30 protein-coding genes, 1 tRNA gene and 1 pseudogene are annotated in these 24,859 nt (G+C 54.5%); 24 read left to right on the top strand and 8 right to left on the bottom strand.

Annotation, left to right across the window (positions count from 1 at the left end; genetic code table 11):
- Window positions 1-103: 103 nt before the first annotated feature.
- A complete protein-coding gene (locus AACY09_RS08815) occupies window positions 104-511 on the top strand; it encodes a PaaI family thioesterase (RefSeq protein WP_339487863.1) in 408 nt (135 codons plus the stop codon).
- A 99-nt stretch (window positions 512-610) separates the two neighbouring features.
- On the opposite strand, the gene AACY09_RS08810 is transcribed toward AACY09_RS08815, so the two are convergent.
- A complete protein-coding gene (locus AACY09_RS08810) occupies window positions 611-1,876 on the bottom strand; it encodes an OprD family porin (RefSeq protein ID WP_339487341.1) in 1,266 nt (421 codons plus the stop codon).
- 90 nt (window positions 1,877-1,966) lie between these two features.
- The gene (locus AACY09_RS08805; protein ID WP_339487340.1) at window positions 1,967-2,221 is read right to left on the bottom strand and encodes a hypothetical protein; all 255 of its coding nucleotides are present in this window, start codon (window positions 2,219-2,221) and stop codon (window positions 1,967-1,969) included.
- A gap of 363 nt (window positions 2,222-2,584) precedes the next feature.
- Between AACY09_RS08805 and AACY09_RS08800 the strand changes: the two genes are divergently transcribed.
- Together AACY09_RS08800 and AACY09_RS08795 are read left to right on the top strand one after the other, a co-directional pair.
- Window positions 2,585-3,010, top strand: a complete 426-nt coding sequence (locus AACY09_RS08800) for an HIT family protein (protein ID WP_339487339.1) — start codon at window positions 2,585-2,587, stop codon at window positions 3,008-3,010.
- Between the two features lie 2 nt (window positions 3,011-3,012).
- The gene (locus AACY09_RS08795; RefSeq protein ID WP_339487338.1) at window positions 3,013-3,219 is read left to right on the top strand and encodes a SlyX family protein; all 207 of its coding nucleotides are present in this window, start codon (window positions 3,013-3,015) and stop codon (window positions 3,217-3,219) included.
- Between the two features lie 58 nt (window positions 3,220-3,277).
- On the opposite strand, the gene AACY09_RS08790 is transcribed toward AACY09_RS08795, so the two are convergent.
- The 3 genes and pseudogenes from AACY09_RS08790 to AACY09_RS08780 form a co-directional block, all read right to left on the bottom strand.
- On the bottom strand, window positions 3,278-3,535 hold the full coding sequence (locus AACY09_RS08790; RefSeq protein ID WP_339487860.1) for a cold-shock protein: 258 nt from the start codon (window positions 3,533-3,535) through the stop codon (window positions 3,278-3,280).
- A 24-nt stretch (window positions 3,536-3,559) separates the two neighbouring features.
- Window positions 3,560-3,880 (bottom strand): annotated as a pseudogene (locus AACY09_RS08785) (cold shock domain-containing protein membrane protein); the annotation flags it as partial.
- A gap of 273 nt (window positions 3,881-4,153) precedes the next feature.
- The gene (locus AACY09_RS08780) at window positions 4,154-4,627 is read right to left on the bottom strand and encodes a Dps family protein (RefSeq protein WP_339487337.1); all 474 of its coding nucleotides are present in this window, start codon (window positions 4,625-4,627) and stop codon (window positions 4,154-4,156) included.
- A gap of 448 nt (window positions 4,628-5,075) precedes the next feature.
- Here AACY09_RS08780 and aspS point away from each other — a divergent pair, with 448 nt between their 5' ends.
- The 16 genes from aspS (at window position 5,076) to nadA (ending at window position 18,631) form a co-directional block, all read left to right on the top strand.
- A complete protein-coding gene (gene aspS / locus AACY09_RS08775; RefSeq protein ID WP_339487859.1) occupies window positions 5,076-6,851 on the top strand; it encodes an aspartate--tRNA ligase in 1,776 nt (591 codons plus the stop codon).
- 59 nt (window positions 6,852-6,910) lie between these two features.
- Window positions 6,911-7,660 (top strand): YebC/PmpR family DNA-binding transcriptional regulator, encoded by a 750-nt coding sequence (locus tag AACY09_RS08770; protein ID WP_339487335.1) that lies wholly within the window; start codon window positions 6,911-6,913, stop codon window positions 7,658-7,660.
- Between the two features lie 168 nt (window positions 7,661-7,828).
- A complete protein-coding gene (gene ruvC / locus AACY09_RS08765; RefSeq protein WP_339487334.1) occupies window positions 7,829-8,353 on the top strand; it encodes a crossover junction endodeoxyribonuclease RuvC in 525 nt (174 codons plus the stop codon).
- Window positions 8,354-8,376: 23 nt separating this feature from the next.
- On the top strand, window positions 8,377-8,982 hold the full coding sequence (ruvA, locus tag AACY09_RS08760; protein ID WP_339487333.1) for a Holliday junction branch migration protein RuvA: 606 nt from the start codon (window positions 8,377-8,379) through the stop codon (window positions 8,980-8,982).
- A complete protein-coding gene (ruvB, locus tag AACY09_RS08755; RefSeq protein ID WP_339487332.1) occupies window positions 8,983-10,044 on the top strand; it encodes a Holliday junction branch migration DNA helicase RuvB in 1,062 nt (353 codons plus the stop codon).
- 104 nt (window positions 10,045-10,148) lie between these two features.
- Entirely contained in the window at window positions 10,149-10,601 is a 453-nt protein-coding gene (gene ybgC / locus AACY09_RS08750) for a tol-pal system-associated acyl-CoA thioesterase (protein ID WP_445323799.1), read from the top strand.
- Window positions 10,602-10,603: 2 nt separating this feature from the next.
- Window positions 10,604-11,299: a protein TolQ gene (gene tolQ / locus AACY09_RS08745; protein WP_339487331.1), complete on the top strand. Its 696-nt coding sequence runs from the start codon at window positions 10,604-10,606 to the stop codon at window positions 11,297-11,299.
- A gap of 148 nt (window positions 11,300-11,447) precedes the next feature.
- Window positions 11,448-11,900: a protein TolR gene (tolR, locus tag AACY09_RS08740; protein WP_339487329.1), complete on the top strand. Its 453-nt coding sequence runs from the start codon at window positions 11,448-11,450 to the stop codon at window positions 11,898-11,900.
- Entirely contained in the window at window positions 11,900-12,910 is a 1,011-nt protein-coding gene (gene tolA / locus AACY09_RS08735) for a cell envelope integrity protein TolA (RefSeq protein ID WP_339487327.1), read from the top strand. Before tolR ends, tolA begins: the two co-directional genes overlap by 1 nt.
- Complete coding sequence (gene tolB, locus AACY09_RS08730) at window positions 12,907-14,205, top strand: Tol-Pal system beta propeller repeat protein TolB (RefSeq protein ID WP_339487325.1); 1,299 nt, start codon at window positions 12,907-12,909, stop codon at window positions 14,203-14,205. Before tolA ends, tolB begins: the two co-directional genes overlap by 4 nt.
- A gap of 67 nt (window positions 14,206-14,272) precedes the next feature.
- Complete coding sequence (gene pal / locus AACY09_RS08725; protein ID WP_339487323.1) at window positions 14,273-14,770, top strand: peptidoglycan-associated lipoprotein Pal; 498 nt, start codon at window positions 14,273-14,275, stop codon at window positions 14,768-14,770.
- A 6-nt stretch (window positions 14,771-14,776) separates the two neighbouring features.
- Entirely contained in the window at window positions 14,777-15,577 is an 801-nt protein-coding gene (gene ybgF / locus AACY09_RS08720) for a tol-pal system protein YbgF (protein WP_339487322.1), read from the top strand.
- A 169-nt stretch (window positions 15,578-15,746) separates the two neighbouring features.
- Window positions 15,747-16,394: a 7-carboxy-7-deazaguanine synthase QueE gene (gene queE, locus AACY09_RS08715; RefSeq protein WP_339487321.1), complete on the top strand. Its 648-nt coding sequence runs from the start codon at window positions 15,747-15,749 to the stop codon at window positions 16,392-16,394.
- 60 nt (window positions 16,395-16,454) lie between these two features.
- Entirely contained in the window at window positions 16,455-17,129 is a 675-nt protein-coding gene (gene queC / locus AACY09_RS08710) for a 7-cyano-7-deazaguanine synthase QueC (protein WP_339487320.1), read from the top strand.
- A 56-nt stretch (window positions 17,130-17,185) separates the two neighbouring features.
- Window positions 17,186-17,261 (top strand) — tRNA-Lys (locus tag AACY09_RS08705).
- Window positions 17,262-17,572: 311 nt separating this feature from the next.
- Window positions 17,573-18,631, top strand: a complete 1,059-nt coding sequence (nadA, locus tag AACY09_RS08700) for a quinolinate synthase NadA (RefSeq protein ID WP_339487319.1) — start codon at window positions 17,573-17,575, stop codon at window positions 18,629-18,631.
- Window positions 18,632-18,748: 117 nt separating this feature from the next.
- Here the strand turns inward: nadA and AACY09_RS08695 are convergent, their stop codons facing one another.
- Window positions 18,749-20,182 (bottom strand): M48 family metalloprotease, encoded by a 1,434-nt coding sequence (locus tag AACY09_RS08695; RefSeq protein WP_339487317.1) that lies wholly within the window; start codon window positions 20,180-20,182, stop codon window positions 18,749-18,751.
- A 204-nt stretch (window positions 20,183-20,386) separates the two neighbouring features.
- On the opposite strand from AACY09_RS08695, the gene AACY09_RS08690 reads away from it, so the two are divergent.
- The 4 genes from AACY09_RS08690 to AACY09_RS08675 all read left to right on the top strand — a co-directional run bounded on the left by AACY09_RS08690 (window position 20,387) and on the right by AACY09_RS08675 (window position 22,486).
- The gene (locus AACY09_RS08690; RefSeq protein ID WP_339487315.1) at window positions 20,387-20,638 is read left to right on the top strand and encodes a sulfurtransferase TusA family protein; all 252 of its coding nucleotides are present in this window, start codon (window positions 20,387-20,389) and stop codon (window positions 20,636-20,638) included.
- A 49-nt stretch (window positions 20,639-20,687) separates the two neighbouring features.
- Window positions 20,688-21,767, top strand: a complete 1,080-nt coding sequence (locus AACY09_RS08685; protein WP_339487314.1) for an AI-2E family transporter — start codon at window positions 20,688-20,690, stop codon at window positions 21,765-21,767.
- A gap of 241 nt (window positions 21,768-22,008) precedes the next feature.
- Entirely contained in the window at window positions 22,009-22,236 is a 228-nt protein-coding gene (gene relB, locus AACY09_RS08680; protein ID WP_339487313.1) for a type II toxin-antitoxin system RelB family antitoxin, read from the top strand.
- Window positions 22,220-22,486, top strand: coding sequence for a type II toxin-antitoxin system RelE family toxin (locus AACY09_RS08675; RefSeq protein WP_339487311.1), 267 nt, complete (start codon window positions 22,220-22,222; stop codon window positions 22,484-22,486). Before relB ends, AACY09_RS08675 begins: the two co-directional genes overlap by 17 nt.
- A gap of 1 nt (window position 22,487) precedes the next feature.
- Here AACY09_RS08675 and AACY09_RS08670 read toward each other — a convergent pair whose 3' ends face one another.
- Together AACY09_RS08670 and AACY09_RS08665 are read right to left on the bottom strand one after the other, a co-directional pair.
- Complete coding sequence (locus tag AACY09_RS08670; RefSeq protein WP_339487310.1) at window positions 22,488-22,961, bottom strand: peroxiredoxin; 474 nt, start codon at window positions 22,959-22,961, stop codon at window positions 22,488-22,490.
- Window positions 22,962-23,028: 67 nt separating this feature from the next.
- Entirely contained in the window at window positions 23,029-23,586 is a 558-nt protein-coding gene (locus AACY09_RS08665) for a glycine cleavage system protein R (RefSeq protein ID WP_339487309.1), read from the bottom strand.
- 394 nt (window positions 23,587-23,980) lie between these two features.
- On the opposite strand from AACY09_RS08665, the gene dapA reads away from it, so the two are divergent.
- The gene (gene dapA / locus AACY09_RS08660; RefSeq protein ID WP_339487308.1) at window positions 23,981-24,859 is read left to right on the top strand and encodes a 4-hydroxy-tetrahydrodipicolinate synthase; all 879 of its coding nucleotides are present in this window, start codon (window positions 23,981-23,983) and stop codon (window positions 24,857-24,859) included.

Genomic DNA, 24,859 nt, shown 5'->3' with positions numbered 1-24,859 from the left:
CTGTCTGTTGCAAGGGCAATAAATTGACCGGCATTGTACGGTGCCTGCACTGAGACGTATAGGATGCAGCTACGCACAATAAGAGGAGAGTAGGATGTCGGGACTGACGGCTGAGCAAGTACAAGCACTTATCTGGTCCGGATTACCGCAAGCTGAAGAGATGCAGCTGACCATTGATCGACTTGATTCAGAAGGTGTCTTGGCCCGTGTACCCTTCTGCGCAAGGTTGGTGCGCCCCGGCGGCACCATTTCAGGGCCGACCATTATGGCACTGGCTGATGCGGCGATGTATGCCGTGGTGTTGGGGCGGTTGGGGCGGGTAGAGATGGCGGTGACTTCAAACTTAAATATTAACTTCCTGGTCAAACCAAAGGCGGTTGACTTAATTGCACAGGCCAAGATATTGCGTTTAAGTCGACGCCAGGCTGTATGTGAAGTTGCCCTGTATTCGGCGGGCAATGAGGATGAGTTGGTGGCGCATGTGACCGGAACTTATGCATTGCCTATTTGAGACCATGGTGCTGTTTATATCGCTAGGCGATGGTTAATTAAGGTAATAAAAAACCCGGCCGAAGCCGGGTTTTTATAACACTTGCAAACTAACCGAGGATTACAGCACGTCCAGCGGATAGTCCATGATCAGACGGAAATCGTTTAGATCGCCACCGTTAGCATCGGCATAGCTATTGCTGTTGCGGTAGAAGGCACTACGCACACGGAAAGACAAGTCCTTCGCTGCGCCATCTTGAATTACATATTTGGCTTCAACATCGATCTCGCGCTCTTGAGCGTCAGTACCAGTGCCAACATCAATGTTGTCACCGACGATGTAGCGGGTCATGAAGCTCAGACCTGGTACGCCATAAGTGGCCATGTTGATGTCGTAACGGGCCTGCCAAGAGTTTTCGTCTTTGCCGTTGAAGTCGGAGTATTGAACCGAGTTCGCCAGGAAGATGGTGCCGCCACCGTCTACGCCGTAGACATAGCCAGCATCACCGGTAGAACGCTGATGGCCAACAGTGAAGGTGTGTGCGCCGATGTTATAAGCGCCTGCCAAGCTCCAGATGTTGTTGTCTGCTTCGCCCGAAAGTTCCTGGCCATCACCTTTGGTGTGGTAGCCGTTCAGGTCAAAGTTCAGGCTCTGGTCTTCTGCAATCGGTAGATTCCAGTTGACGTTCAGGTAAGTTTTCTTGAAGTGATCTTCAACGTCGGAGTACGCCACGCCAGCGCTGAGGTTATCAGTGAAGCTGTAGTTGGCGCCGAAGATGTTGGCTGACTTCAGGCCGAACGTATCACGGTCTGTAGAAACCTGGCTGCTGATTGCAGTAAAGCGACCAGCGCTCAGTTCCAGGCCTTCGATCTCGTTGCTAACCAAGTAAGTGCCGGTTGCAGACTCAGGCAGGATACGGCTGTCGTCAGTGCTGAATACTGGGCTACCAACAAACTGATCGCCGTATTTCAGACCGGTGTTGGATACACGGAATTTGATCGCGCCACCAGCTTGGGACTGAGTTTTCTCGAAGTCGCCTTCGCTATCAACGTCAAACAGGCCGTTGCCGCCGTGACCGCTGCCGCCGTCCAGCTTCAGGCTGCTCAGGGTGAAGGCGTCGAAGCCAACACCGATGGTGCCTTGGGTGAAGCCCGATTCAAACAGGGTACGCAGACCCCAGCCAGTTTCTTCACGATAGCTCTGGGCATTCCGGCTTTCGGGGTTTCCACTACGGAAATCACGGTTCATGTAAAGAACGCGGTTGAAGATATCGAAGCTGCTGTCTTCAAGAAAGCCGTTAGATTCGGATTGGCTAGAGGCGAAAGCCATTTGAGTGCTACCCGCGGCTACTGCCAGGGCCATTACGCTCCACTTCATCACTTGCATCGTGACTGCTCCTTTGGTTTTTTTAGAAGAGTTGTGCTGCCCAATTAATTATTGTATGGGCGGCTCTTTCTTTTTGTGTCGGCGCTAAACTTATAACACGCAGCCTATATTGGCGATAGTTGCCATCTGCTCCTTGCTAGTTCTTCTCAGCGATGTCGCAAATACTGATGGAACATGTCGCAATTTTGTAGATTTCACTTGTGTCCTGAATAACGCCAACGGATCTTGTAATTGTTTGGTTAATAAGCCTGGTTTGCTGGCTTGCATCGCCGCATTCCGAGCTTTGTCGTAGCACAAAGCAAAAGTCGTGCTCAAAACGCAATCTTTGCTAAATTCCTTGATCATCGACCCCGCTCTTGTTGGCGGCTGGGTGATCTGGGGCCATGTTATAGCTAGTCTTTGCGGGCCTCACAAGCATTTTTTCGTGGAATTTCAATGCTTGAGACGCTGGTTCAATTTTGTATCCGCGCTTTACCCAGTGTTTATCGGGGTGTTGTCCCGGTGCTGTTTTAAACCGGTATTGATTACCGAAGGGAACAAAATGGTGCATCCAAACGCCTGTTTGGAAATGCTCGTGCGAGGTCTTGGTGCGTGCGCTTTAGGCCGCGTTTTGCGGGAGGGGTGGGCTTTTCCTACGGGAATAGGTGACAAGGCCGTCAAGGGGGTATCCTTAGCGGATACGGTCTCACCTGAGTTATGAGGATATCTATGTTCGTATTGGATTCACGTCTGCAGATGGATACGCGGGTCATCGGCGACTTTACACTCTGCCGTCTGCTACTAATGAATGATGCCAATTACCCATGGTTTATCTTGGTGCCGCGGCGTGAGGCGGTGTCTGAGGTGTTCGATCTGGATGCACCTGAACAGCTTTTGTTATGGCAGGAAACGGCGCAGCTCGCGGCGTTTTTAAAGCAGGAATTTGTCGCGGATAAAATGAATATCGCGACCTTGGGCAATATGGTGCCCCAACTGCATATGCATGTTGTCGTGCGCCGTACCTCGGACATTGCCTGGCCTGCACCTGTCTGGGGTAAGGCTCCGGCACGCGCTTATGCTGAGGCAGAAATTGACAATTTGCGTCAACGTCTCGGTTCGGCCAATTTTGCGGGTTTCAGCGTGGCTGAGGTATGAGCATGGACATGGAACGTCGAGTTGTAGAACTGGAGATGCGTTTGGCGTTTCAGGATGACACCATTCAGTCGCTTAATGATGTGTTGGTTGAGCAGCAGCGGCACGTCGAGCAGCTGCAGCTGCAGGTGGCGGCGCTGGCCAAGCGTCAGCAGGAGATAAACGGACAGTTTGAGATTGCAGAGGACGATGCGCCGCCTCCGCACTATTGATAGTGATTCGCGCTGACAAAAAAGCCCGCTAAATGCGGGCTTTCTTTTGTGCGACTGCTTAGCGCCTTGCAGGCGATGCGGCAATTACATCTTCGGCTTGCAGGCCTTTGTCGCGCTGCATGACCGAAAACTCAACGCGCTGACCTTCGACCAATACGCGGTGGCCTTCACCCCGAATTGCCCGGAAGTGGACAAAAATGTCATCACCGGAATCGCGGGAAATAAAGCCAAATCCTTTGGACGTATTGAACCACTTGACCGTACCGTTTTCGCGATTAGCGTCGGTAGGTACAGCGTGGGAACGACGTGATTGCAGACGCAGGTTGATGCACAAATGCAGGAGCACGCCAGCAGCCAATACCGCCAGGCTGATCAGAATGGCCGGCAGGTTCGCAATTACAGGCAGCGGCGCAAGTAGCACCAGGGCCTGGAGTACGGTGGCGGTGAGTAAAAGTACAGAAACCAGATTTTGCAGATAGCTGCGTTGTCCGGCGTGCCAGATTGGCAATTGTGGCGCTAAGGTAAGGTTGAGGAGGCCAAACAAAGCAAGGCATAGCGCATCGGCGTGTTGCAGGAATGCCGGGGCGTTATTTGTAAGGCTGGGCACAAAAGATAGAAGCAGGGCCGCTAGACCCGTCAGTAGGTGGACAATTTTTAACATGTTCAATGAGCTCACTTAATTTAACGAATCGCTAGGAAACTGACTGCCTATGCGTTGCCGTGGATATAAAAGGCGTGGATAGCGTAAGCAGGCAGGCGTGCTAAAAAAGCCAAAAACAGGAGTCGCTAGCACGGAGGCGTATTTAACAGTAAAGGACGGGGCGACTCAATGCCGCAGGCGCCGCTGCGGGCACCTTTGTTGCTCGGGTAAATTTTCAGCTAGAAATGACAAGGCCCGAGCATGTCGGGCCTTGTGGCAAAGCAGTGCGCGGCTTTATTCGCCAGCGAGCAGGCTGCGCAGCATCCATGCGGTCTTTTCATGGACTTGCATGCGCTGAGTCAGCAGGTCTGCAGTGGGTTCGTCGTTGACTTTTTCCAGCAGCGGGAAAATACCGCGTGCAGTGCGGGTTACGGCTTCCTGGCCTTGAACCAACAGCTTGATCATTTCCTGCGCGTTTGGAATGCCTTCCTCTTCTTTTATGGAAGACAGGCGGGCGTAGGCCGCGTAGGTGCCCGGTGCCGGGAAGCCAATGGCACGAATACGCTCTGCGATGTCGTCCACGGCAACTGCTAGTTCAGTGTACTGACCTTCAAACATCAGGTGCAGGGTGTTGAACATCGGGCCGGTGACATTCCAATGGAAGTTGTGTGTTTTCAAATACAGGGTGTAGGTGTCTGCCAGAAGGCGAGAAAGGCCTTCAGCGATTGCGGCGCGATCCTGCTCGGCGATTCCGATGTTGATTTCCATACCCTTTATCCTCTCAGGTTGTGCATGAGGTTATGTGCCCCATAATGGCCAGATTCTAGCATTGCCAGTATGGCACTTTGACTTTGGATGTCTCAATGAGCGTGATTGATTGAGCCTATCTAGAGCCCTTAGGTTCAATAATATTACAGCCTGCGTTGGCGATGGATTGCCGGGTTGCTGCCAAATTGCCGTCGGCGGCCGGGTCTGTGATCGAATAGCCGTAGCGGGGCGGCTGCATGTGGCGGCTTAAACATATATAATCTCGCGCTTTGCCGAGATTTATGCCTGTGCAGGGCGATTGCCTGATACAGCTAGTGCATGATCTACCCAGATTAGTGCATGCATCGATACGGCCAGATTTGCCTGAAGCTAAATGCTGCCAGCCGCACGCCTGAGCGTTAACGCTGCAGCCTTACGAATTCAAGACTCAAGAGAAGCGATTACTACCATGATGCGCAGCCACTATTGCGGCCAGTTGAACGAGAGCCTGGACGGTCAGGAAATTACCCTTTGCGGCTGGGTTCACCGTCGCCGTGACCACGGCGGGGTTATCTTCCTCGATATTCGTGATCGTGAAGGCCTGGCTCAGGTAGTGTTTGATCCGGATCGTGCTGAAACCTTTGCTGCAGCCGATAAGGTGCGCAGTGAATTTGTGGTCAAGATCACCGGCAAGGTGCGTTTGCGTCCAGCAGGGGCGGGCAACTCGAACATGGCCTCCGGCGCGATCGAGGTGCTGGGCTATGACCTTGAAGTGCTTAACGAAGCTGAAACGCCGCCATTCCCGCTCAATGAATACTCCGACGTGGGTGAAGAAACTCGTCTGCGCTATCGCTTTATCGACCTGCGTCGTCCAGAGATGGCGGCCAAGCTGAAGCTGCGTTCGAGCATCACCACCAGCATCCGTCGTTACCTAGACGAAAACGGTTTCCTTGACGTTGAAACGCCGATCCTGACCCGTGCAACGCCAGAAGGCGCACGTGACTATCTGGTGCCTAGCCGTACTCACCCAGGTAGCTTCTTCGCCTTGCCGCAATCACCCCAGCTGTTCAAGCAGTTGTTGATGGTTGCCGGTTTTGACCGTTACTACCAGATCGCCAAGTGCTTCCGCGACGAAGACCTGCGTGCCGACCGTCAGCCGGAATTCACCCAGATCGACATCGAGACCAGCTTTCTTGATGAAGCTGACATCATGGGCATCACCGAGAAAATGGTGCGTCAGCTGTTTAAAGAAGTGCTCGACGTCGAGTTCGGTGATTTTCCGCACATGACGTTTGAAGAGGCCATGCGTCGTTATGGCTCAGACAAGCCAGACCTGCGTAACCCGATGGAGCTGGTCGATGTTGCTGACCAGCTCAAAGAAGTCGATTTCAAAGTCTTCAGTGGTCCGGCCAATGATCCTAAGTGCCGCGTTGCTGCCCTGCGTGTTCCAGGCGGTGCGAGCATGCCGCGTAAGCAGATCGACGATTACACCAAGTTTGTTGGCATCTACGGTGCCCGCGGCTTGGCGTACATCAAAGTCAATGATCGCGCCAGCGGTGTTGAAGGCCTGCAGTCACCAATCGTTAAAAACATCCCGCTGGATAACCTCAATGTGATCCTTGATCGCGTGGGTGCGGTTGATGGCGATATCGTCTTCTTCGGCGCCGACAAAGCCAAGATCGTTAGCGAAGCCTTGGGTGCTCTGCGCTTGAAGCTGGGTACCGATCTGGACCTGCTGACCTGTGAGTGGGCGCCGATGTGGGTGGTCGACTTCCCGATGTTCGAAGAGAACGACGACGGCAGCTTCAGCGCGCTTCACCATCCGTTCACTGCGCCAAAGTGCAGCCCGCAAGAGCTGGAAGCCAATCCGGCTACCGCCCTGTCGCGCGCTTACGACATGGTGCTTAACGGCACTGAGCTGGGTGGCGGTTCGATCCGTATCCACCGCAAGGAGATGCAGCAAGCGGTGTTCCGTCTGCTCGGTATCGAGCCGGCTGAACAGGAAGAGAAATTTGGCTTCTTGCTGGACGCTCTGAAGTTTGGCGCGCCGCCGCACGGTGGCTTGGCATTTGGTCTCGATCGCCTGGTGATGTTGATGACCGGTGCGCAGTCGATCCGTGAAGTGATTGCCTTCCCGAAAACCCAAAGTGCTGCCTGCGTGATGACGCAAGCACCGGGCCTGGTTGATAACAAAGCGCTACGTGAATTGCATATTCGCCTGCGTGAGCAGCCAAAGGCTGAGTAATAAGTGTTGGGGCGCCCCGATAAAAAGGGGCGCCATAAGTAATAGAAAGCGGAGTTGTTATGGCGGGCCATTCCAAGTGGGCAAACATCAAGCATCGCAAAGGGCGTCAAGATGCCAAGCGCGGCAAGATATTTACCAAGCTGATTCGTGAACTAACAGTCGCTGCAGGTCAGGGCGGTGGGATTCCGGCGGATAACCCTCGCTTGCGCTTGGCCGTCGATAAAGCCCTCACGGCGAACATGACCCGTGACACCATCGATCGCGCTATTGCCCGTGGTGTGGGTTCGGCCGATGGCGAGAAAGTTGAAGAGCTCAGCTACGAAGGTTACGCCCCAAATGGGGTGGCAATCATCGTTGAAACCATGACCGACAACCGCAATCGCACAGCCGCTGAGGTGCGTCACGCCTTTACCAAGTGCGGTGGCAACCTCGGGACTGACGGCTCAGTCGCCTATATGTTCGAGCGCAAGGGTCAAATCAGCTTTGCCCCCGGCCTCGATGAGGAGGCGCTGATGGAGGCGGCTCTAGAAGCAGGCGCTGATGATATCGTCACCAATGATGACGGCTCGATTGACGTATTTACTGCGTTTGTCGACTTTATTGCGGTGAGTGAAGCGCTGACAGCGGCAGGCTATAAGGCGGATGAGTCAGAGGTGGTGATGCTGCCGTCCACCTATGCCGCGTTAGAGGATGTCGATACCGCACAGAAAGTGCTCAAGTTGATCGATATGCTGGAAGATCTGGACGATGTGCAAAATGTCCACTCAAACGCTGAGATCCCTGACGATGTCATGGCCCAGCTAGGGTAGTGAAAGCCGGAGCTAGCTCCGGCTTTTTTAATTCAGCTGTTGCGCCATGGTGGTAGGGTGGATAACGCTTTTATATCCACCATCAACGTTGTATTGAGTAGACACGCGGCGCGTTGTCACAGCCTACGGGTTTTACGACGACTTTTATTTTACCGAGAGCCTGCTGTTATGACACTGATTCTAGGGATAGACCCAGGTTCACGGATCACCGGGTACGGCGTGGTGCGCGATACCGGCCGCACCTGTGAGTATGTAGCCTCTGGCTGTATACGCACCGGTAATGGCCCGCTGCCTGAGCGCCTGCAAATCGTGTTTCGTGGCGTGCGTGAGGTGATCGAAACCTACGGTCCGGTAACCATGGGCATTGAGCAGGTCTTTATGGCCCGCAACGCCGATTCGGCGCTCAAGTTGGGTCAGGCCCGTGGCGCGGCAATCGTGGCGGGCGTCGAGGCTGGTCTGGACGTTTCGGAGTACACTGCCACCCAAGTCAAGCAGGCTATCACCGGCACCGGAGGCGCGGATAAAGAGCAAGTGCAAATGATGGTCATGCACCTGCTCAAACTGGTTAAAAAGCCTCAGATTGACGCGTCCGACGCCTTGGCCATTGCCTTGTGTCATGCCCATCATCGGCAAAGTCTTATTCCCCATGGCCTGGCCGGCGCCAAGCGGCGCGGTGGTCGTCTTCGTTTGTAGTTTGAATTTTTAAGGATGTAGCGGTGATCGGACGTTTGCGCGGCACCTTGGCGGAAAAACAACCGCCGCATTTGATTCTGGATGTGAATGGCCTGGGTTATGAGTTGGAAGTGCCCATGACTACGTTGTACCGTTTGCCATCGGTGGGCGAACCCTTGACGCTGCACACACATTTGGTCGTGCGTGAAGATGCCCAGTTGCTGTACGGCTTCTTTGAAAAGCGCGAGCGTGAGCTGTTTCGTGAGCTAATCCGGCTTAATGGCGTTGGGCCCAAGTTGGCCCTGGCCTTGATGTCCGGTTTGGAAGTGGACGAGTTGGTGCGCTGCGTTCAGGCGCAAGACACGTCGGCCCTAGTGAAAATTCCGGGCGTCGGCAAGAAAACGGCAGAGCGCTTGCTGGTGGAATTGAAAGACCGCTTCAAGGCTTGGGAAACCTTGCCGGGCATGACGTCTTTGGTGGTGGCGCCGGTTGTGGGTGCAGGTGCGCCAAGTGCTGAGAATGATGCGGTGAGCGCATTGATCTCGCTGGGCTACAAGCCGCAAGAGGCAAGTCGTGCAGTTTCCGCTGTTAAAGAAGATGGTTTGAGCAGTGAAGATTTGATCCGTCGCGCTCTGAAAGGAATGGTTTAAATGATCGAGGCTGACCGCCTAATTACCGCCAGCACGCGTGACCGCGATGAGCAGGTTGACCGCGCGATTCGCCCGCTTACGCTTGCCGAATACATCGGGCAGCCGAGCGTGCGTGAGCAGATGGAGCTGTTTATTCAGGCGGCAAGAGGGCGCCAGGAGTCGCTTGATCACACGCTGATCTTTGGCCCGCCGGGCCTGGGTAAAACCACCTTGGCCAATATCATTGCGCAAGAGATGGGTGTGTCGATCAAAAGCACTTCAGGTCCAGTGCTGGAGCGTCCCGGTGATCTGGCTGCGCTGTTGACCAATCTAGAGCCGGGCGATGTGTTGTTTATTGATGAGATTCACCGACTTTCGCCCATTGTCGAAGAAGTTCTGTATCCGGCGATGGAGGATTTTCAGCTCGATATCATGATTGGTGAGGGCCCTGCTGCACGCTCAATCAAGCTGGATTTGCCGCCTTTTACCTTGGTGGGTGCGACCACTCGCGCGGGCATGTTGACTAACCCGCTGCGTGACCGCTTCGGTATTGTCCAGCGTCTAGAGTTCTACAACACCGATGATCTGGCGACTATCGTAAGCCGCTCTGCCGGGATTTTGAACTTGCCGATAGAGGCCCAGGGCGCTTTTGAGATTGCCCGCCGGGCGCGGGGGACGCCACGTATAGCCAACCGTTTGCTGCGTCGGGTGCGTGATTTCGCCGAGGTGCGTGGCAATGGCGATATCAGTCGGCAGATTGCGGATTTGGCGCTTAACTTGCTGGATGTGGATGAGAGGGGGTTTGATCATCAAGACCGTCGTCTGCTGTTGACCATGATCGAGAAATTTGACGGTGGTCCGGTGGGTGTCGATAGCTTGGCTGCCGCGATCAGTGAAGAGCGTCATACCATTGAAGACGTGTTAGAGCCGTATTTGATCCAGCAGGGCTACATCATGCGTACCCCGCGGGGTCGCGTGGTGACCCGCCACGCTTATTTGCATTTTGGGCTCAATGTGCCCAAGCGTATGGGGGAACTTCCAGGCGCAGATCTGTTCAGTGTTGACGGGGATTCAATTGTATAACCCGGTCAGTCGTCGGGTTATTGATTGGCAAGTGGTGGGGAAGTGAAATAGATGAAAAATAGTTGCTCTACCCAATTGGCAAGACCAGGAGCTAGCACTAAAGTATGCGCGCGCAAAACGGAGTTCAGCCGTTCGCTCATCATTGTCGGGTTTATTACGAAGACACTGATGCCGGCGGTATCGTCTACTACGTCAATTACCTCAAATTTATGGAACGGGCTCGCACCGAACAGCTGAGGGACCTGGGTTTTTCCCAGTCCAAGCTGGCACGTGAGGGCCTGTTATTCGTCGTGCATTCGACTGAAGTGCGCTATCACGCACCAGCGAAGCTCGACGATGAACTATTAGTGAGTGCGCAAGTAACTGAATTAAACCGTGTCAGCCTGAAATTTCGTCAACAAGTCAGGCGGGCTGCGGATGATGTGCTGCTCTGTGAAGGGCAGTTTTTGGTGGCCTGTGTGCGCGCCGACAATTTGAAACCCCGGGCCATTCCCGAAGCTTTGCGCACAGCCTTTGCTGAGCAGAGCGGCGCGGGTACATCTACAGCAGGAGAGTAAGCGTGGAAGCCAACGCCGTTGACCACATGTCGATGTGGAGTTTGATCAGCAATGCCAGTCTGGTTGTTCAGTTGGTAATGTTGACCCTGGTGGCCGCATCGGTCACTTCCTGGATCATGATTTTTCAGCGCACCACCATGCTTCGCGCTGCCAAGCGTTCCCTTGATTCGTTTGAAGAGCGTTTCTGGTCGGGCATCGATCTGTCCAAGCTTTACCGTCAGGCGGGCAGCAACCCTGACCCGGATTCAGGCTTGGAGCAGATCTTCCGTGCCGGCTTCAAAGAATTCTCGCGCATGCGTCAGCAGCCGAACGTTCACCCCGACGCGGTCATGGATGGCGTCGCCCGGGCCATGCGCGTTGCGATCTCCCGTGAAGAAGAGAAACTGGAAACCAGCTTGCCATTCCTCGCGACCGTAGGGTCGACCAGCCCCTACATCGGTCTGTTCGGTACCGTCTGGGGCATCATGAACTCCTTCCGTGGTCTGGCCCAGGTGCAGCAAGCGACCTTGGCTACCGTTGCACCGGGTATCGCTGAGGCCTTGATTGCCACTGCAATCGGCCTGTTTGCTGCGATTCCTGCGGTAATTGCCTACAACCGTTTCGCTTCGCGCGGTGAGATGTTCATTGCCCGTTACTACACCTTTGCCGACGAATTCCATGCAATCCTGCACCGCAAAGTGCACACAACCGAAGACTGACCGCCAGTCGACTTAATAGCGGGCGTCGGGGCCTTGGTAGCGTCAGGCGGGCAGTGCACAGGCACTGTTCGCCGACCACTAACGACCGACGCGGTATTCTGCCAAGGGCTGGTTTAGCTGTTGGCTCACTCGATAGGTTTTTTTAGCGATGGCCAGAATTCGTAACAGACGCAAGCCGGTCGCCGAGATGAACGTGGTGCCCTACATCGACGTGATGTTGGTGCTGCTGGTTATCTTTATGGTGACTGCGCCGATGCTCAATCAAGGGGTCAAGGTCGATCTGCCGCAAGTCAGCAGTCAGACCTTGCCGCAAGACAACGACGCCAAGGTGCTGACGATCTCGATCAAGGCTGACAAGTCGTATTACTGGAACATGGGTTCAGAAGTCGACACCGACACCGTGCAGGATGAAGCGGTATCGCTCGACGGCATGACCAAGGCGGTGACTGCGATTATCAACGAGAGTCGTCGTCAGGGTAAGCAGGTTCAGGTGTTTGTGCGCGGTGATAAATCGGTCGACTACGGCACGGTAATGGCTGCCATGGGTGGTTTGCAGCAGGCTGACGTGGGTAACGTCGGGCTGATTACCGAGGCCCCGTGATGCGCGAGCAACGTGAGCGCTCCACCTCGGAAAACCTTTTCTGGCCGATTGTCTGGGCTGTAGCCCTGCATACGCTGATGTTCGGCATGTTGTTTGTCAGTTTTGCCTTTGCGCCTGATCTGCCGCCTGCCAAACCGATTGTTCAGGCTACCTTGTACCAGCTCAAGTCGCAGAGTCAGGCGACCACGCAGACCAATCAGAAAATTGCCGGTGAAAAGAAGAAAACCGCTGCTCCGCAGTACGAAACCGAGCAGTTGGAACAGAAAAAAGCGGAAGAGCAGAAAGTAGCGGCGGCCAAGGCTGCGGAACAAAAGAAAGCGGATGAGGCTCAAAAAGCCGAAGTCGCCAAGAAGGCTGATGAAACCGCCAAAGCTGAAGCCGCCAAAAAGGCCGAAGCTGAAAAGGCAGACGCAGCCAAAAAAGCTGACATAGCCAAGAAGGCCGATGAGGCTGCTAAAAAGAAAGCAGCTGATGATGCGGCCAAAAAGAAAAAGGCGGCTGAGGACGCGAAAAAGAAAGCGGCCGAAGACGCCAAGAAAAAGAAGGCAGCGGAAGACGCCAAGAAAAAGGCGGCGGATGACGCCAAGAAGAAAAAGGCCGCTGAAGAGGCCCGTCGTAAAGCTGTAGAAGATAAAAAAGCCGCTGCGTTGGCTGAGTTGCTCTCTGATGATGTGGGCCACCAGCAAGCATTGGCAGATGAAGTAGGCGATAAAGTTGCTGGTAGTCTTGATGACTTAATCATCAAGCTGGTCAGTGAGCAGTGGCGTCGTCCGCCTTCGGCACGTAATGGAATGAGTGTTGAAGTGCTGATAGAGATGTTGCCTGATGGCACCATTACCAATGCCAGTGTGTCGCGCTCAAGTGGCGACGCACCTTTTGATAATTCAGCGATACAAGCCGTGCGTAACGTCGGCCGTATTTCTGAGATGCAACAACTCGATCGTGCAACGTTTGATAGTCAGTACCGTAAGCGTCGCGCCATCTTTAAACCGGAGGATTTAGATCTGTGAATACCCTGATGCGTATCGTTCTACTGAGTTTGACCATGATGGTCGGCGCAGTACAGGCGGCTGATCCACTGGTTATCAGTACTGGTACTGATCGTGCTACGCCAATTGCGGTCGTGCCTTTTGGTTGGCAGGGCGGCAATGTACTGCCTGATGATATTGCTGAGATTGTTGGTAATGACCTGCGCAACTCGGGTGTTTTCGAGCCAATTCCACGGCAGAACATGATCAGCCAGCCGACCCAGGCCAGCGAAGTTATCTATCGCGACTGGAAAGCGGTAAACGCCCAGTACGTGTTGGTCGGCAACATGGTTCCGGCGGGTGGTAAAATCCAGGTGCAGTACGCACTGTTTAATGTTGCCACTGAGCAGCAAGTGTTGACCGGCTCTGTGGGTGGCACACCCGACCAGATACGCGACATGGCGCATTACATTTCCGACCAGTCCTATGAAAAACTGACGGGTGTTAAAGGGGCATTCTCCACCCGTTTGCTTTATGTCACAGCCGAGCGGTTCTCGGTGGACAACACCCGCTATACCTTGCAGCGTTCGGACTATGACGGCGCTCGCGCCGTTACCTTGTTGCAATCGCGCGAGCCAATTCTTTCGCCTTCATTTGCTCCAGACGGCAAACGTATTTCTTACGTGTCGTTTGAGCAGCGCCGTCCGCGCATATTTGTTCAACATGTCGATACCGGGCGTCGCGAGCAGATCACCAATTTCGAAGGCCTCAACGGTGCTCCAGCCTGGTCCCCAGATGGCAAGCGCTTGGCTTTTGTATTGTCGAAAGATGGTAACCCGGAAATTTACGTGATGGAGCTGGCCTCAAAGTCGCTGCGTCGCGTGACCAATCAGTTAGGTATTGATACCGAACCGTTCTGGGGTAAAGATGGTCAAACTATCTACTTCACCTCGGATCGCGGCGGTAAGCCACAGATCTATAAAACCAATATCAATAGCGGTTCAGTTGAACGTGTAACGTTTGTGGGTAACTACAACGCCAATCCGAAACTGTCTGCTGATGAGAAAACCTTGGTCATGATTCATCGCCAAGAGGGCTTCACCAACTTCAAAGTAGCGGCTCAAGACCTGCAGCGCGGAAACGTGCGGATACTTTCATCTACAAATTTGGATGAATCACCCACTGTTGCGCCTAATGGCACCATGATAATCTTCGCAACCCGCCAGCAGGGTCGGGGAGTCTTGATGTTAGCGTCCGTAAATGGTCGCGTCAGGCTCCCTCTTCCTACCGCTCAAGGCGAAGTTCGAGAGCCTTCCTGGTCCCCCTACCTGAACTGATGCGGCGTTGTACCTTTGCTACTTTGCAATTTTGCTTAACACACTGGGGTTCATTAGGAGCTATATGATGGAAATGCTGAAATTTGGTAAGTTTGCTGCACTGAGCTTGGCTTTGGCTGTTGCTGTTGGTTGTTCTTCGAAAGGCGGCGACACTGCCGGTGAAGGCGCTGTAGACCCTAACGCTGGTTACGGTGCTGACGCAGGTTCGGTTGATGGCAACATGAGCGAAGAAGCTGCTCTGCGTGCTATCACCACCTTCTACTTCGAATACGACAGTTCAGACCTGAAGCCAGAAGCCATGCGCGCTCTGGACGTTCACGCTAAAGACTTGAAAGGCAACGGTTCGCGCGTTGTTCTGGAAGGCAATACCGACGAGCGCGGTACTCGTGAATACAACATGGCCCTGGGCGAGCGTCGTGCTAAAGCCGTTCAACGCTACCTGGTTCTGCAGGGCGTTTCTCCTGCACAGCTGGAACTGGTTTCCTACGGCGAAGAGCGTCCAGTTTCGACTGGCAACGACGAACAGTCGTGGGCTCAGAACCGTCGCGTAGAACTGCGTAAGTAATTCGATATGCAAACGTGCCGACGCCTCGTAAGCCTACTCGCGCTCAGCCTGCCACTCGTGGCTTGGGCTGAGTTTTCAGTTGCTGACACTAACTCGGGTAGCTATCCAGCACCGAGTTATGAGGCGTCCGGCGCCTATGCGGGAGGCGGAGCGCAAGCTCCTGCCTCTGCGCAGAGCATGCTATTCAATCAGTTGCAGCAGATGCAGGATGAAATCGGCCGGCTGCGCGGCATGCTTGAAGAGCAGCAGAATGATATTCGGCAGATGAAACAAGAAAACCTTGAGCGTTATAAGGATCTTGATCAGCGGCTGAGCAGTGGAGCAGCAGGTGCTGCAGCCACCCAGAATTCGTCAGCGAATGGTGCCAACACCACCAGCGCGACCCAAAGCACAGATAACACCCAAGCTGCAGCGGGAGCCAGTGAGGCTGATCCCGAGAAGGAAAAGTTGTTTTATGACGCTGCCTTCGACCTGATCAAAGCCAAGGACTTCGACAAAGCCAATCAAGCGTTCACCGCTTTTTTGCGCAAATACCCTAAGAGCCAATATGCCGGCAATGCCCAGTACTGGTTAGGTGAGGTCAATCTGGCTCAAGGCAACCTGCAAGGTGCCTCTCAGGCATTTGCTGATGTTGCACAGAAGTATCCGCAGCACAGCAAAGTCCCTGACTCGATGTTCAAGTTGGGCGATGTTGAGCAACGCATGGGCGATACAGACAAGGCCAAGAGCACCTTCCAGCAAGTGATTGCGCAATTCCCGAACTCTTCGGCTGCGCAGTTGGCTCAGCGCAACTTGCAGCGGATGTAACCCGAGTCGTTATAGTTTGTTAGAATTGTAAAAAGAGCGCCGTGCCCTGATTGAGCACGGCGTTTTCATTGGTGGACAGGCTAACTGTGCTTGTCCTGGGTGTGAATAGCGCCTTTCTTTCCCGCAACGGAGGCGGACAGCCTGTTTAGCTGTTACGCCCGTGGCTTATATGCAAAAGACCCTGCGAATCACCGAGATATTCTTCTCGTTGCAGGGGGAGACGCGTACTGCAGGTTTACCCACAGTATTCGTGCGCCTGACCGGCTGCCCCCTGCGTTGTCAGTACTGCGACACCGCTTACGCCTTTAGTGGCGGCGAGTTGATGTCGCTTGACGCCATCATCGAACAAATCGCCAGTTATTCACCCCGTTATGTCTGCGTGACGGGTGGCGAGCCCTTGGCCCAGCCGAATTGCATTGCCCTGCTTGAGCGCCTCTGTGACGCCGGCTTTGAGGTGTCGCTGGAAACCAGCGGTGCGCTTGATGTATCGGCCGTTGACGCGCGTGTGAGCAAGGTCCTCGACCTTAAAACGCCAGGTTCTGCTGAGGTGGCGCGCAATCGCTACGAGAATATAGACCTGCTGACCCGCAATGATCAGGTCAAGTTTGTCATTTGCTCCCGTGAAGACTACGACTGGGCGACGACTAAACTGATTCAGTATCGACTCAATGAGCGTGCCGGTGAGGTATTGCTGTCGCCAAGCCATCAGCAAGTCTCAGCGCGAGACCTCGCAGACTGGATAGTCGCTGACAACTTGCCGGTTCGGCTGCAGTTGCAGCTGCACAAAATTCTCTGGAATGACGAGCAAGGCCGTTAACGGTCGTTCAGTCTTCAATCTACGTAGAGCGTCGACTGCTAAAAGGCGCGAGGGTTAATTATGAGCACTAAACGAGCGGTTATCTTGCTGTCTGGCGGCCTGGACTCGGCCACCGTAGTTGCACTGGCGAAAGCCGAAGGCTATGCCTGCTATACCATGAGCTTTGATTATGGTCAGCGGCATCGCTCCGAGCTTGAGGCAGCAGAGCGGGTTGCTGAGCAGTTGGGTGTGGTTGAGCACAAGGTGATTGGCCTAAACCTCAACGGCATGGGCGGCTCGGCATTGACCGACAGCAGCATCAATGTGCCAGAGGCGCCCTCCGAGGGCATTCCGGTCACTTATGTGCCAGCACGTAATACGGTGTTCTTATCCTTGGCGCTGGGCTGGGCTGAGGTCTTGGAGGCTCGTGACATATTCATCGGCGTTAATGCTGTCGATTACTCGGGCTATCCGGATTGTCGTCCTGAATTCGTCGAAGCCTTTGAGCGCATGGCGAATTTGGCGACCAAGGCTGGGGTTGAAGGCAATGGTTTTCGGATCCAGGCACCGCTGCAAAACATGAGCAAGGGACAAATTGTTCAAGCCGGCATTGCCCATGGCGTTGACTATGCTTTAACGGTCTCCTGTTATCAGGCAGATGACCGTGGTAGAGCCTGCGGCAAGTGTGACAGCTGCCGTCTGCGCAGTGAGGGTTTCAAGGCGGCTGGCATTGCTGATCCAACCCGATATGCCTAAAAAAACCATAAAAGGTTGAAATGCTGAGTTAAATCAGTATTATGCGCCTCCGCAACGGGTCGTTAGCTCAGTTGGTAGAGCAGTTGGCTTTTAACCAATTGGTCGTAGGTTCGAATCCCACACGACCCACCATATTGCCTTCATCGCCAGATTAACGGGTGCTGAAGCAAAGAAACCCGAGTGTTCTTATCCAGAACCTCGGGTTTTTTTATGCCTGCTCGACGGGGTCGGTTAATCGGGTTGCAGGCCGCGCCGTTGAAGTGGTTTGGCCTGCATGAGCTGATCGCGATATTATGTGTGCCGCTAAAAAGCGCAGAGGCTTGAAGATAACAGGCCCGTTCCAGTCAAATCCTTATGTACCGCTGTTTGTTCGGCGTTTTTACTGCCAGCAGCAGGGGTATACTTGATTCCCGTGCTGATAGACCGTTACAGGGCCTGATTACATGACGCAGATTTCCGAACGCTTGCTGGTTCAGGCGCACTTAGATGCCAAGCAGCCAATGCCACTCACCGCTGAGCAGGAAGCGTTTTATCGCGCTGAAATTGCCGCTGAGCTGAAAAAGCAAAACGCCGTGCTGGTCGCTCACTATTACTGTGACCCGGTGCTGCAAGCGCTGGCAGAAGAAACCGGCGGTTGCGTATCTGATTCCTTGGAGATGGCGCGCTTTGGTAACGAGCACGAGGCGCAAACCGTGCTGGTGGCTGGCGTTAAGTTCATGGGTGAGACGGCGAAAATTCTCAACCCGGAAAAACGCGTGCTGATGCCTACGCTGGAGGCCACGTGCTCCCTGGACCTGGGGTGCCCGATCAATGAGTTTGCCGCGTTCTGTGATCAGCACCCTGAGCGCACGGTGGTGGTCTACGCCAATACGTCTGCTGCGGTTAAAGCCCGCGCCGATTGGGTGGTCACATCGAGCTGCGCGGTCGAAATCGTTGAGCACCTGATGGACAACGGTGAAAGCATTATCTGGGCGCCGGACCAGCACCTGGGCCGTTTTATCCAAAACAAGACGGGTGCCGACATGCTGCTGTGGGACGGTGCCTGCATTGTCCACGAAGAATTTAAAGCCAAGCAGCTTGAAGACATGAAGGCGCTGTATCCAGATGCAGCCGTGCTGGTTCACCCTGAGTCACCGACGGCCGTGATTGAACTGGCCGATGCTGTGGGCTCGACCAGCCAACTGATTGCTGCCGCACAAAGCCTGCCGAACAAAAAACTGATTGTTGCCACCGATAGCGGCATTTTCTACAAAATGCAGCAGTTGTGCCCGGACAAAGAATTTATTGCGGCCCCGACAGCAGGCAATGGTGCCGCTTGCCGCAGTTGCGCCCATTGCCCATGGATGGCAATGAACACCCTTGAACGTACGCTCAATTGCTTGCGTGAAGGCAGCAATGAAATCTTTGTTGATTCGGCGTTGATCCCCAAGGCAATCAAACCCCTGACGCGCATGCTTGATTTCACCAAGGCCGCACGGATGAGATTATCCGGCAACGCATAATTGCGGTAGGGCGCACGACCCTGTTTTCGCCCGCCAGTTGCTAGGCGGGCCATTCAGCTTATGTTCTGCGCCGCTGGGCCAGCCTCGTCATACCCTGCAAGGCAGGGTAAACCCGCGTCAGTTAAGCATTTCGTCGATGATGCGCTTCTCTTCGATGAGTTCACGCTGGCGGGCGTCAATCCGTGACGCCAGCTGGAAGTTGTTAGCAGCGCGGCGTTTGGCATAGTCGAGCTGTTCAATCGCTTGCTTGTAGTCGCCGACCAGGGCGAAGAACTCGGCGCGGGCTTGGTGCAGGCCGATCCTGTCGCCGCTGAGGCCGCGGACTTCGGCAACCTGATACCAGACGTCAGGATCTTTCGGTCGCGACTTGAGAAGGGCATTGAGCTTGCCTTCAGCGTCTTGAGTGCGGCCTTGGCGGATCATCAGGTCAACCCGAGCCTGATTAAGCGGATAATTGTCGGGCGAGTCGCGCAGCAAACGCTCAAGACGGCTTTGTGCGTCATTCAAGCGACTGGCCGCGGTATCCAAATCAACCTGGGCAAGGTTGTAGGGGATCGATTTAGGCGCCTTGCTCAGCAACTGATCAAGAATCTCACCGGCTTCTTTCTGACGGCCGCCTTTAATCAGCGCAATGGCCAATCCATAACGGGCCGCATCGTTTTTCGGGTTTTCGGTTAGCTCGGCGCGAAAGCGTTTTGCGGCCAGGCCGGGGGTGCCTTCATAAAACAGCTGAACCCGGGCTCGCATTATCTGGTATTCCAGACTGTCTTCCTTGCCGCCCTTGGGCAGCTGTGCCGCGCGGTTGCGGGTGTCGGCGATCCGTGATTCAGACACCGGGTGAGTCAGCAGGAACTCCGGCGGCATGCGGTCATAACGGTATTGGCGCATCAAATGCTCAAACATCGTCGGCATGGCCGTGGGGTCGTAACCGGCTTTCTCCAGGTTGATAATACCGATCCGGTCCGCCTCGGCTTCGTTTTGCCGGGAAAAGCGTCGTTGTTCCTGAATCGCTGCCGCCTGAGTTGATGCGATAGCTGCAATGCCCGCATCACCGGCGCCTGCGGCTGCCGCGACAATCCCGGCCAGCATCGCCGCCATCACAGGCAGTTGCATGCGTTGTTGGGCTTCCAGGCCGCGAGCAAAGTGGCGTTGCGATAAGTGAGCAAGTTCGTGCGCCAGTACCGAGGCATATTCAGCTTCGGTTTCGGCATATAAGAACAAACCGCCGTTAACCCCGATGATCCCGCCAGGCGCCGCAAATGCGTTGATCTGTGGGCTGTTAAGCAGCACAAACTCAAGGCGTCGGTCATTCAATTGGCTGCTCTCGCTAAGCCGGTAAACGCTGGTTTCGACGAAGTCTTTGAGCTGGGGGTCGGATAACTGGCTGACCTGTCCGCGCAGCAAGCTCAGCCATGCACGGCCCAACTGATGTTCTTGTTGGGGCGATACAATTGCCGAGCTGGCATCTCCCAGTGACGGCAAGTCGTTGGCGGCCTGAGCAGAGGCAGACAGGCAGGCGAGCGTCAAAAGGGCGGGGCGCAGAAAATTCATTCAAGGTGCTCTTGGTTTTCAAGTGCCTCTACTGTAGCTGTGATGAGGTTGTGCTGACCAGTGTCCCGCACACATGGCAAGCTGGGGTCACATCGCGTATGTTGCGCCTCCTGCAGTTCTACCAAGGTGTGCCTCTGTGGAGGCCGTGAAACAACCGGTAATGATATTCGCGATATTTTGCGGCGCAATTTTGGAGATAGTTTGATGAGTGATGTACAAGATGCGTCGCCAGCCTTCGATGCTGAGGTCGATGCCAGCGGTTTGAATTGCCCGATGCCGCTGCTTAAAGCCAAGCTTGAGTTGAATAAACTGGCGAGTGGAAATGTACTTAAAGTAACCGCAACGGATGCTGGCTCACAGCGTGACTTCCGTGCTTTCGCTACGCTGGCGGGCCATAGCCTGCTGCATGAAGAAGTGCAGGACGGGGTTTATCGTTACTGGTTACGTAAAGCATAAAGAGCCCGATCTTTAGTGCGGCTTCTTATCGGTTGATCAAGGATTTTTAATGCTTAAGGTTTTGCGCGATTGGCTGCACCGTTATTTCTCTGACGAGCAAGCGGTGGTACTGGCTGTTTTGCTGGTTGTTGGCTTTGCCTTGATCCTGACGTTGGGAGGCATGCTTGCGCCTGTGCTCACGGGTTTGGTCTTGGCTTTTTTGATGCAGGGTCTGGTCAGTGGGCTCGAGCGTATCCGTGTACCGCATATCATCGCGGTATGGCTGGTCTTCGCCTTGTTCATCAGTGGCCTTACCTTAATTCTTCTGGGGCTGATGCCCTTGCTTTGGCATCAGCTAAGCACCTTGTTCAATGAACTGCCGCGCATGCTGGGCGAGTGGCAATCACTGTTTCTGATGTTGCCTGAGCGCTACCCGGGCTTGGTGACCGAAGACCAGGTGATGCAGTCGATTGAGTCGTTGCGTGGCGGTGCAGGCAAGTTTGGACAGTGGGCTTTGTCGTTCTCGCTGTCGAGTTTGCCGGTGTTGGTCAGCGTCATGATCTACCTGGTGCTGGTGCCGATTCTGGTGTTCTTCTTCCTTAAGGACCGTGAAGTCATCGGTCAGTGGTTTCGCGGTTACCTGCCGAAAGAGCGCACCCTGATCACCCAGGTCGCCGCTGAAATGAACAAGCAGATTGCCAACTACATTCGCGGCAAGGTGATTGAAATCATCATTTGCGGCGTGGTCACTTACATTGCCTTTGCGGCGCTGGGCCTTAACTATCCAGCCTTGCTCGCGTTGGCTGTAGGCTTGTCAGTTGTGGTGCCTTATATCGGCGCAGTGGTGGTGACGGTGCCGGTGGCGTTGATTGGCTTGTTCCAATGGGGCTTCGGCGATCAGTTCCTGTACCTGATGCTGGTCTACTCGATCATCCAAGCGCTCGATGGCAACGTGCTGGTACCGCTGCTGTTCTCTGAGGCGGTCAATTTGCATCCGGTGGCGATTATCTGTGCGGTGCTGCTGTTCGGCGGTCTCTGGGGCTTCTGGGGCGTGTTTTTCGCGATTCCCCTGGCAACTCTGTTCAAAGCGCTGCTGGATGCATGGCCGCGCGTTGAGAGTAGGAAACCCGTGCTGCAGCCTTGCGCATAATGATGTTTTTGTAGGGTGCGGCAACGCGAAGCTTGCCGACCAAAACCTAAGTCACGGCGCACTACAAACGGAGCCACTTTAGAAGTGGCTTTTGCTTATCTGATGCAATTATAAAGATCGGTGTTATAGGGCAAATAGCTTGTTTCACTGGGGTTCTGCTAATCGCAGAAGCATCGCAAGCGTCTGTATCGAATTAAGGTTCGTGATACATTGAATGCATGTATCACAGCGAGGTGCAGAGATGGCTACTTCAATCCGATTGGCTCCTGAAATTGAGCAGCGTTTAGCATTTTTGGCGGCTAATACCGGGCGCACCAAGGCGTATTATTTGCGGGAAATCATCGATCAAGGGCTTACAGAGATGGAAGATTATTACCTCGCAGCGGAAGTTCTGGAGCGCGTGCGCAAAGGCCAAGAGTCGGTGCATTCGCCAGCAGAGGTGAGGAAAGAACTTGGTTTGGACGATTGAGTACACGCAGACGGCCAAAACTCAATTACGTAAGCTTGATAAACAGTCAGCCAAGCGCATTCTCGATTATCTGGATGAACGGATCATTGGCAGAGATGATCCGCGCAGCACAGGCAGGGCACTCAGTGGTCCTTTGGGTGGCCTATGGCGTTATCGGGTTGGAGGTTTTCGGGTGATTTGCGATATTCAGGACGGCGCGCTACGCATCTTGGTTGTGCAGCTCGCCAATCGCAGGGATGTGTACCGCTAAATCAGGCTTTATTCAGAGCCTGAGCGGCGGCCAGCACGGCATCAACGTGGCCTGGGACTTTGACGCCACGCCATTCCTGACGCAGTACACCCTCTTTGTCGATCAAAAAGGTGCTGCGGTCTACGCCCATGTATTCCTTGCCGTAGAGCTTTTTCAGCTTGATCACCGCAAACAGATTGCACACTGCCTCGTCTTTGTCGCTGATCAGCTCAAATGGAAAGCTTTGTTTGGCTTTGAAGTTTTCATGGGACTTCAGCCCGTCGCGTGATACACCGAAGATCAGGGTATTGGCTGCTTGAAATGCGGCAAACTGGTCGCGGAAGCCTTGGCCTTCTGTGGTGCAGCCAGGCGTGCTGTCTTTTGGATAGAAGTAGATCACCACTTGCTGGCCCTTGAGCGCGGAAAGCTGCACCTGTTGCTCGCCGGTGGCAGGGGCTTGAAAATCGGCTACTGGGGCGTCAATCGATACGCTCATACAAACTCCTGCATATGGGTTTAAAGATGTTCGCAGCGCCCGCTGAGTAAGGTTGGGCGCTGGGGCTCTAAGGCGTCTGTGGGCGCCAAGGTTCAATCAGGGCATCCAGATTGAGCGCATCGGCAAAATCGAGGAACTGGTCGCGCAGCCAACTGATCTGTGTGCCCGCGGGCAGGGTAACGGTCAGCGTGGCATTGAGCATGGTGCCGCCCGTCTGCGGTGCTTGATAGGTGTCGCACGTCAGGTTCTCTAATTCAACGTTATGGTCGATAAAGAACTGGCACAGCTCATTGAGGATGTCCGGGCGGTACACCGAACTGACATACGCCACGTACGGCAAAGCTTGTGGGCGGTGCTCTGTAGCAGCGCTGCGAATCACATTGGCGGTAAAGCTGTGTTTTTTAGACAGCGCCGGCAAACTCGCTTCCAGGCGGGCGAGGGCATCCCAACTGCCGGTGATCTGCAATACCAGGGCGCTGAACTCTCCGTGTCGACTTAAGCGTGTGCTAATCACCGCACAGCGGTTTTCGTGGCTCGTGCGGCACAGGACATTGGTCAGCTCCATGGCGTTAGGGCCAAGCGCGCTGATAACCAGGAATTGTTCGCGTACTGAGGGGGGTGACATGCAGCCTTCCTAAAACAATGAGCGAGCGACCTTGCCTTCACAAAGCCGTTCAAAGCAGGAAGGGTAGCGAAAAGCGCAGCTAAGGGGAATCACCGGCCAAATAACCCGCTGATTATTTCCCGAAAAGTCACGGTGGTTGGATTCTACGGCATGTATTAATGCATCAAACCTCAGTTTGGCGCCGGTTTTGGCGATTTTTCTTAACCCTGTGAGCAGATTAATTAGCTCCGGGTTCGAGGCCTATCAGCCGTTTCAAGCCCGGAATACCTAGCCTACTGCCTTAAAAATGTCCGCCAGGGTGCATCCGCTTGCCGGTAACCCTAGCGCTTCGCTTGTGCAAGGCTCATAGCGCCAGTACCATTACGGCTCTCTTTTTTTCGGCAGGAGCGGTTGCATGATTGCGGGCAGTATGGTGGCACTGGTCACTCCTATGGATGCGCAAGGTAATCTCGATTGGGATAGCCTGAGCAAACTGGTGGATTTCCATCTGCAAGAAGGCACCAATGCCATCGTCGCGGTCGGCACCACGGGTGAGTCGGCGACGTTGGAAGTGTCTGAGCACATTGAGGCGATCCGTCGCGTTGTTGATCAGGTGGCAGGGCGCATCCCAGTGATCGCCGGCACTGGCGGCAACTCCACGCGCGAGTCGGTAGAGCTCACGCGCGCCGCTAAAGACGTTGGCGCAGATGCCTGTCTGCTGGTAACGCCTTACTACAACAAACCGACCCAGGAAGGTTTGTACCTGCATTTCCGCCATATCGCTGAAGCGGTTGCGATCCCGCAGATCCTTTATAACGTGCCGGGCCGTACTGTCTGCGACATGCTGCCTGAGACCGTTGAGCGTCTGTCCAAGATCGACAACATCATCGGCATCAAAGAAGCCACAGGCGACCTGCAGCGTGCCAAAGAAGTCATTGATCTGGTCAGCAAAGATTTCCTGGTCTACTCCGGTGACGATGCCACTGCGGTTGAACTGATGCTGCTGGGTGGCAAAGGCAATATCTCGGTTACAGCCAACGTTGCACCGCGGGCCATGAGCGACCTGTGCGCTGCGGCAATGCGTGGCGAGGCGGCAATTGCACGTGCCATCAATGATCGTTTGATGCCACTGCACAAGAATCTGTTCATTGAATCCAACCCGATTCCAGTCAAATGGGCACTGCACGAGATGGGCATGATGCCAGACGGTATCCGTCTGCCTCTGACCTGGCTCAGCCCGCGCTGTCATGAACCGCTGCGTCAGGCCCTGCGCCAGTGCGGCGTATTGGTTTAA

It is taken from the genome of Pseudomonas sp. EL_65y_Pfl2_R95 (genome assembly GCF_963971045.1).
Classification (GTDB): domain Bacteria; phylum Pseudomonadota; class Gammaproteobacteria; order Pseudomonadales; family Pseudomonadaceae; genus Aquipseudomonas.
Note: the sequence above shows the minus strand (reverse complement) of the source record. Positions and strands in the feature narration are given on the sequence as shown.

What these genes read in the sequence shown, in the direction of transcription:
- AACY09_RS08780 (WP_339487337.1), bottom strand. Translation starts at nt 4,627, where the DNA reads ATGGAAATCAACATCGGAATCGCCGAGCAGGATCGCGCCGCAATCGCT.
- relB (WP_339487313.1), top strand. Translation starts at nt 22,009, where the DNA reads ATGGCTACTTCAATCCGATTGGCTCCTGAAATTGAGCAGCGTTTAGCA.
- queE (WP_339487321.1), top strand. Translation starts at nt 15,747, where the DNA reads ATGCAAAAGACCCTGCGAATCACCGAGATATTCTTCTCGTTGCAGGGG.
- AACY09_RS08690 (WP_339487315.1), top strand. Translation starts at nt 20,387, where the DNA reads ATGAGTGATGTACAAGATGCGTCGCCAGCCTTCGATGCTGAGGTCGAT.
- queC (WP_339487320.1), top strand. Translation starts at nt 16,455, where the DNA reads ATGAGCACTAAACGAGCGGTTATCTTGCTGTCTGGCGGCCTGGACTCG.
- aspS (WP_339487859.1), top strand. Translation starts at nt 5,076, where the DNA reads ATGATGCGCAGCCACTATTGCGGCCAGTTGAACGAGAGCCTGGACGGT.
- pal (WP_339487323.1), top strand. Translation starts at nt 14,273, where the DNA reads ATGGAAATGCTGAAATTTGGTAAGTTTGCTGCACTGAGCTTGGCTTTG.
- ruvB (WP_339487332.1), top strand. Translation starts at nt 8,983, where the DNA reads ATGATCGAGGCTGACCGCCTAATTACCGCCAGCACGCGTGACCGCGAT.
- AACY09_RS08805 (WP_339487340.1), bottom strand. Translation starts at nt 2,221, where the DNA reads ATGATCAAGGAATTTAGCAAAGATTGCGTTTTGAGCACGACTTTTGCT.
- ybgC (WP_445323799.1), top strand. Translation starts at nt 10,149, where the DNA reads ATGCGCGCGCAAAACGGAGTTCAGCCGTTCGCTCATCATTGTCGGGTT.
- tolA (WP_339487327.1), top strand. Translation starts at nt 11,900, where the DNA reads ATGCGCGAGCAACGTGAGCGCTCCACCTCGGAAAACCTTTTCTGGCCG.
- AACY09_RS08665 (WP_339487309.1), bottom strand. Translation starts at nt 23,586, where the DNA reads ATGTCACCCCCCTCAGTACGCGAACAATTCCTGGTTATCAGCGCGCTT.
- nadA (WP_339487319.1), top strand. Translation starts at nt 17,573, where the DNA reads ATGACGCAGATTTCCGAACGCTTGCTGGTTCAGGCGCACTTAGATGCC.
- AACY09_RS08795 (WP_339487338.1), top strand. Translation starts at nt 3,013, where the DNA reads ATGGACATGGAACGTCGAGTTGTAGAACTGGAGATGCGTTTGGCGTTT.
- AACY09_RS08810 (WP_339487341.1), bottom strand. Translation starts at nt 1,876, where the DNA reads ATGCAAGTGATGAAGTGGAGCGTAATGGCCCTGGCAGTAGCCGCGGGT.
- AACY09_RS08670 (WP_339487310.1), bottom strand. Translation starts at nt 22,961, where the DNA reads ATGAGCGTATCGATTGACGCCCCAGTAGCCGATTTTCAAGCCCCTGCC.
- ybgF (WP_339487322.1), top strand. Translation starts at nt 14,777, where the DNA reads ATGCAAACGTGCCGACGCCTCGTAAGCCTACTCGCGCTCAGCCTGCCA.
- AACY09_RS08685 (WP_339487314.1), top strand. Translation starts at nt 20,688, where the DNA reads ATGCTTAAGGTTTTGCGCGATTGGCTGCACCGTTATTTCTCTGACGAG.
- tolR (WP_339487329.1), top strand. Translation starts at nt 11,448, where the DNA reads ATGGCCAGAATTCGTAACAGACGCAAGCCGGTCGCCGAGATGAACGTG.
- AACY09_RS08800 (WP_339487339.1), top strand. Translation starts at nt 2,585, where the DNA reads ATGTTCGTATTGGATTCACGTCTGCAGATGGATACGCGGGTCATCGGC.
- AACY09_RS08695 (WP_339487317.1), bottom strand. Translation starts at nt 20,182, where the DNA reads ATGAATTTTCTGCGCCCCGCCCTTTTGACGCTCGCCTGCCTGTCTGCC.
- AACY09_RS08770 (WP_339487335.1), top strand. Translation starts at nt 6,911, where the DNA reads ATGGCGGGCCATTCCAAGTGGGCAAACATCAAGCATCGCAAAGGGCGT.
- dapA (WP_339487308.1), top strand. Translation starts at nt 23,981, where the DNA reads ATGATTGCGGGCAGTATGGTGGCACTGGTCACTCCTATGGATGCGCAA.
- ruvC (WP_339487334.1), top strand. Translation starts at nt 7,829, where the DNA reads ATGACACTGATTCTAGGGATAGACCCAGGTTCACGGATCACCGGGTAC.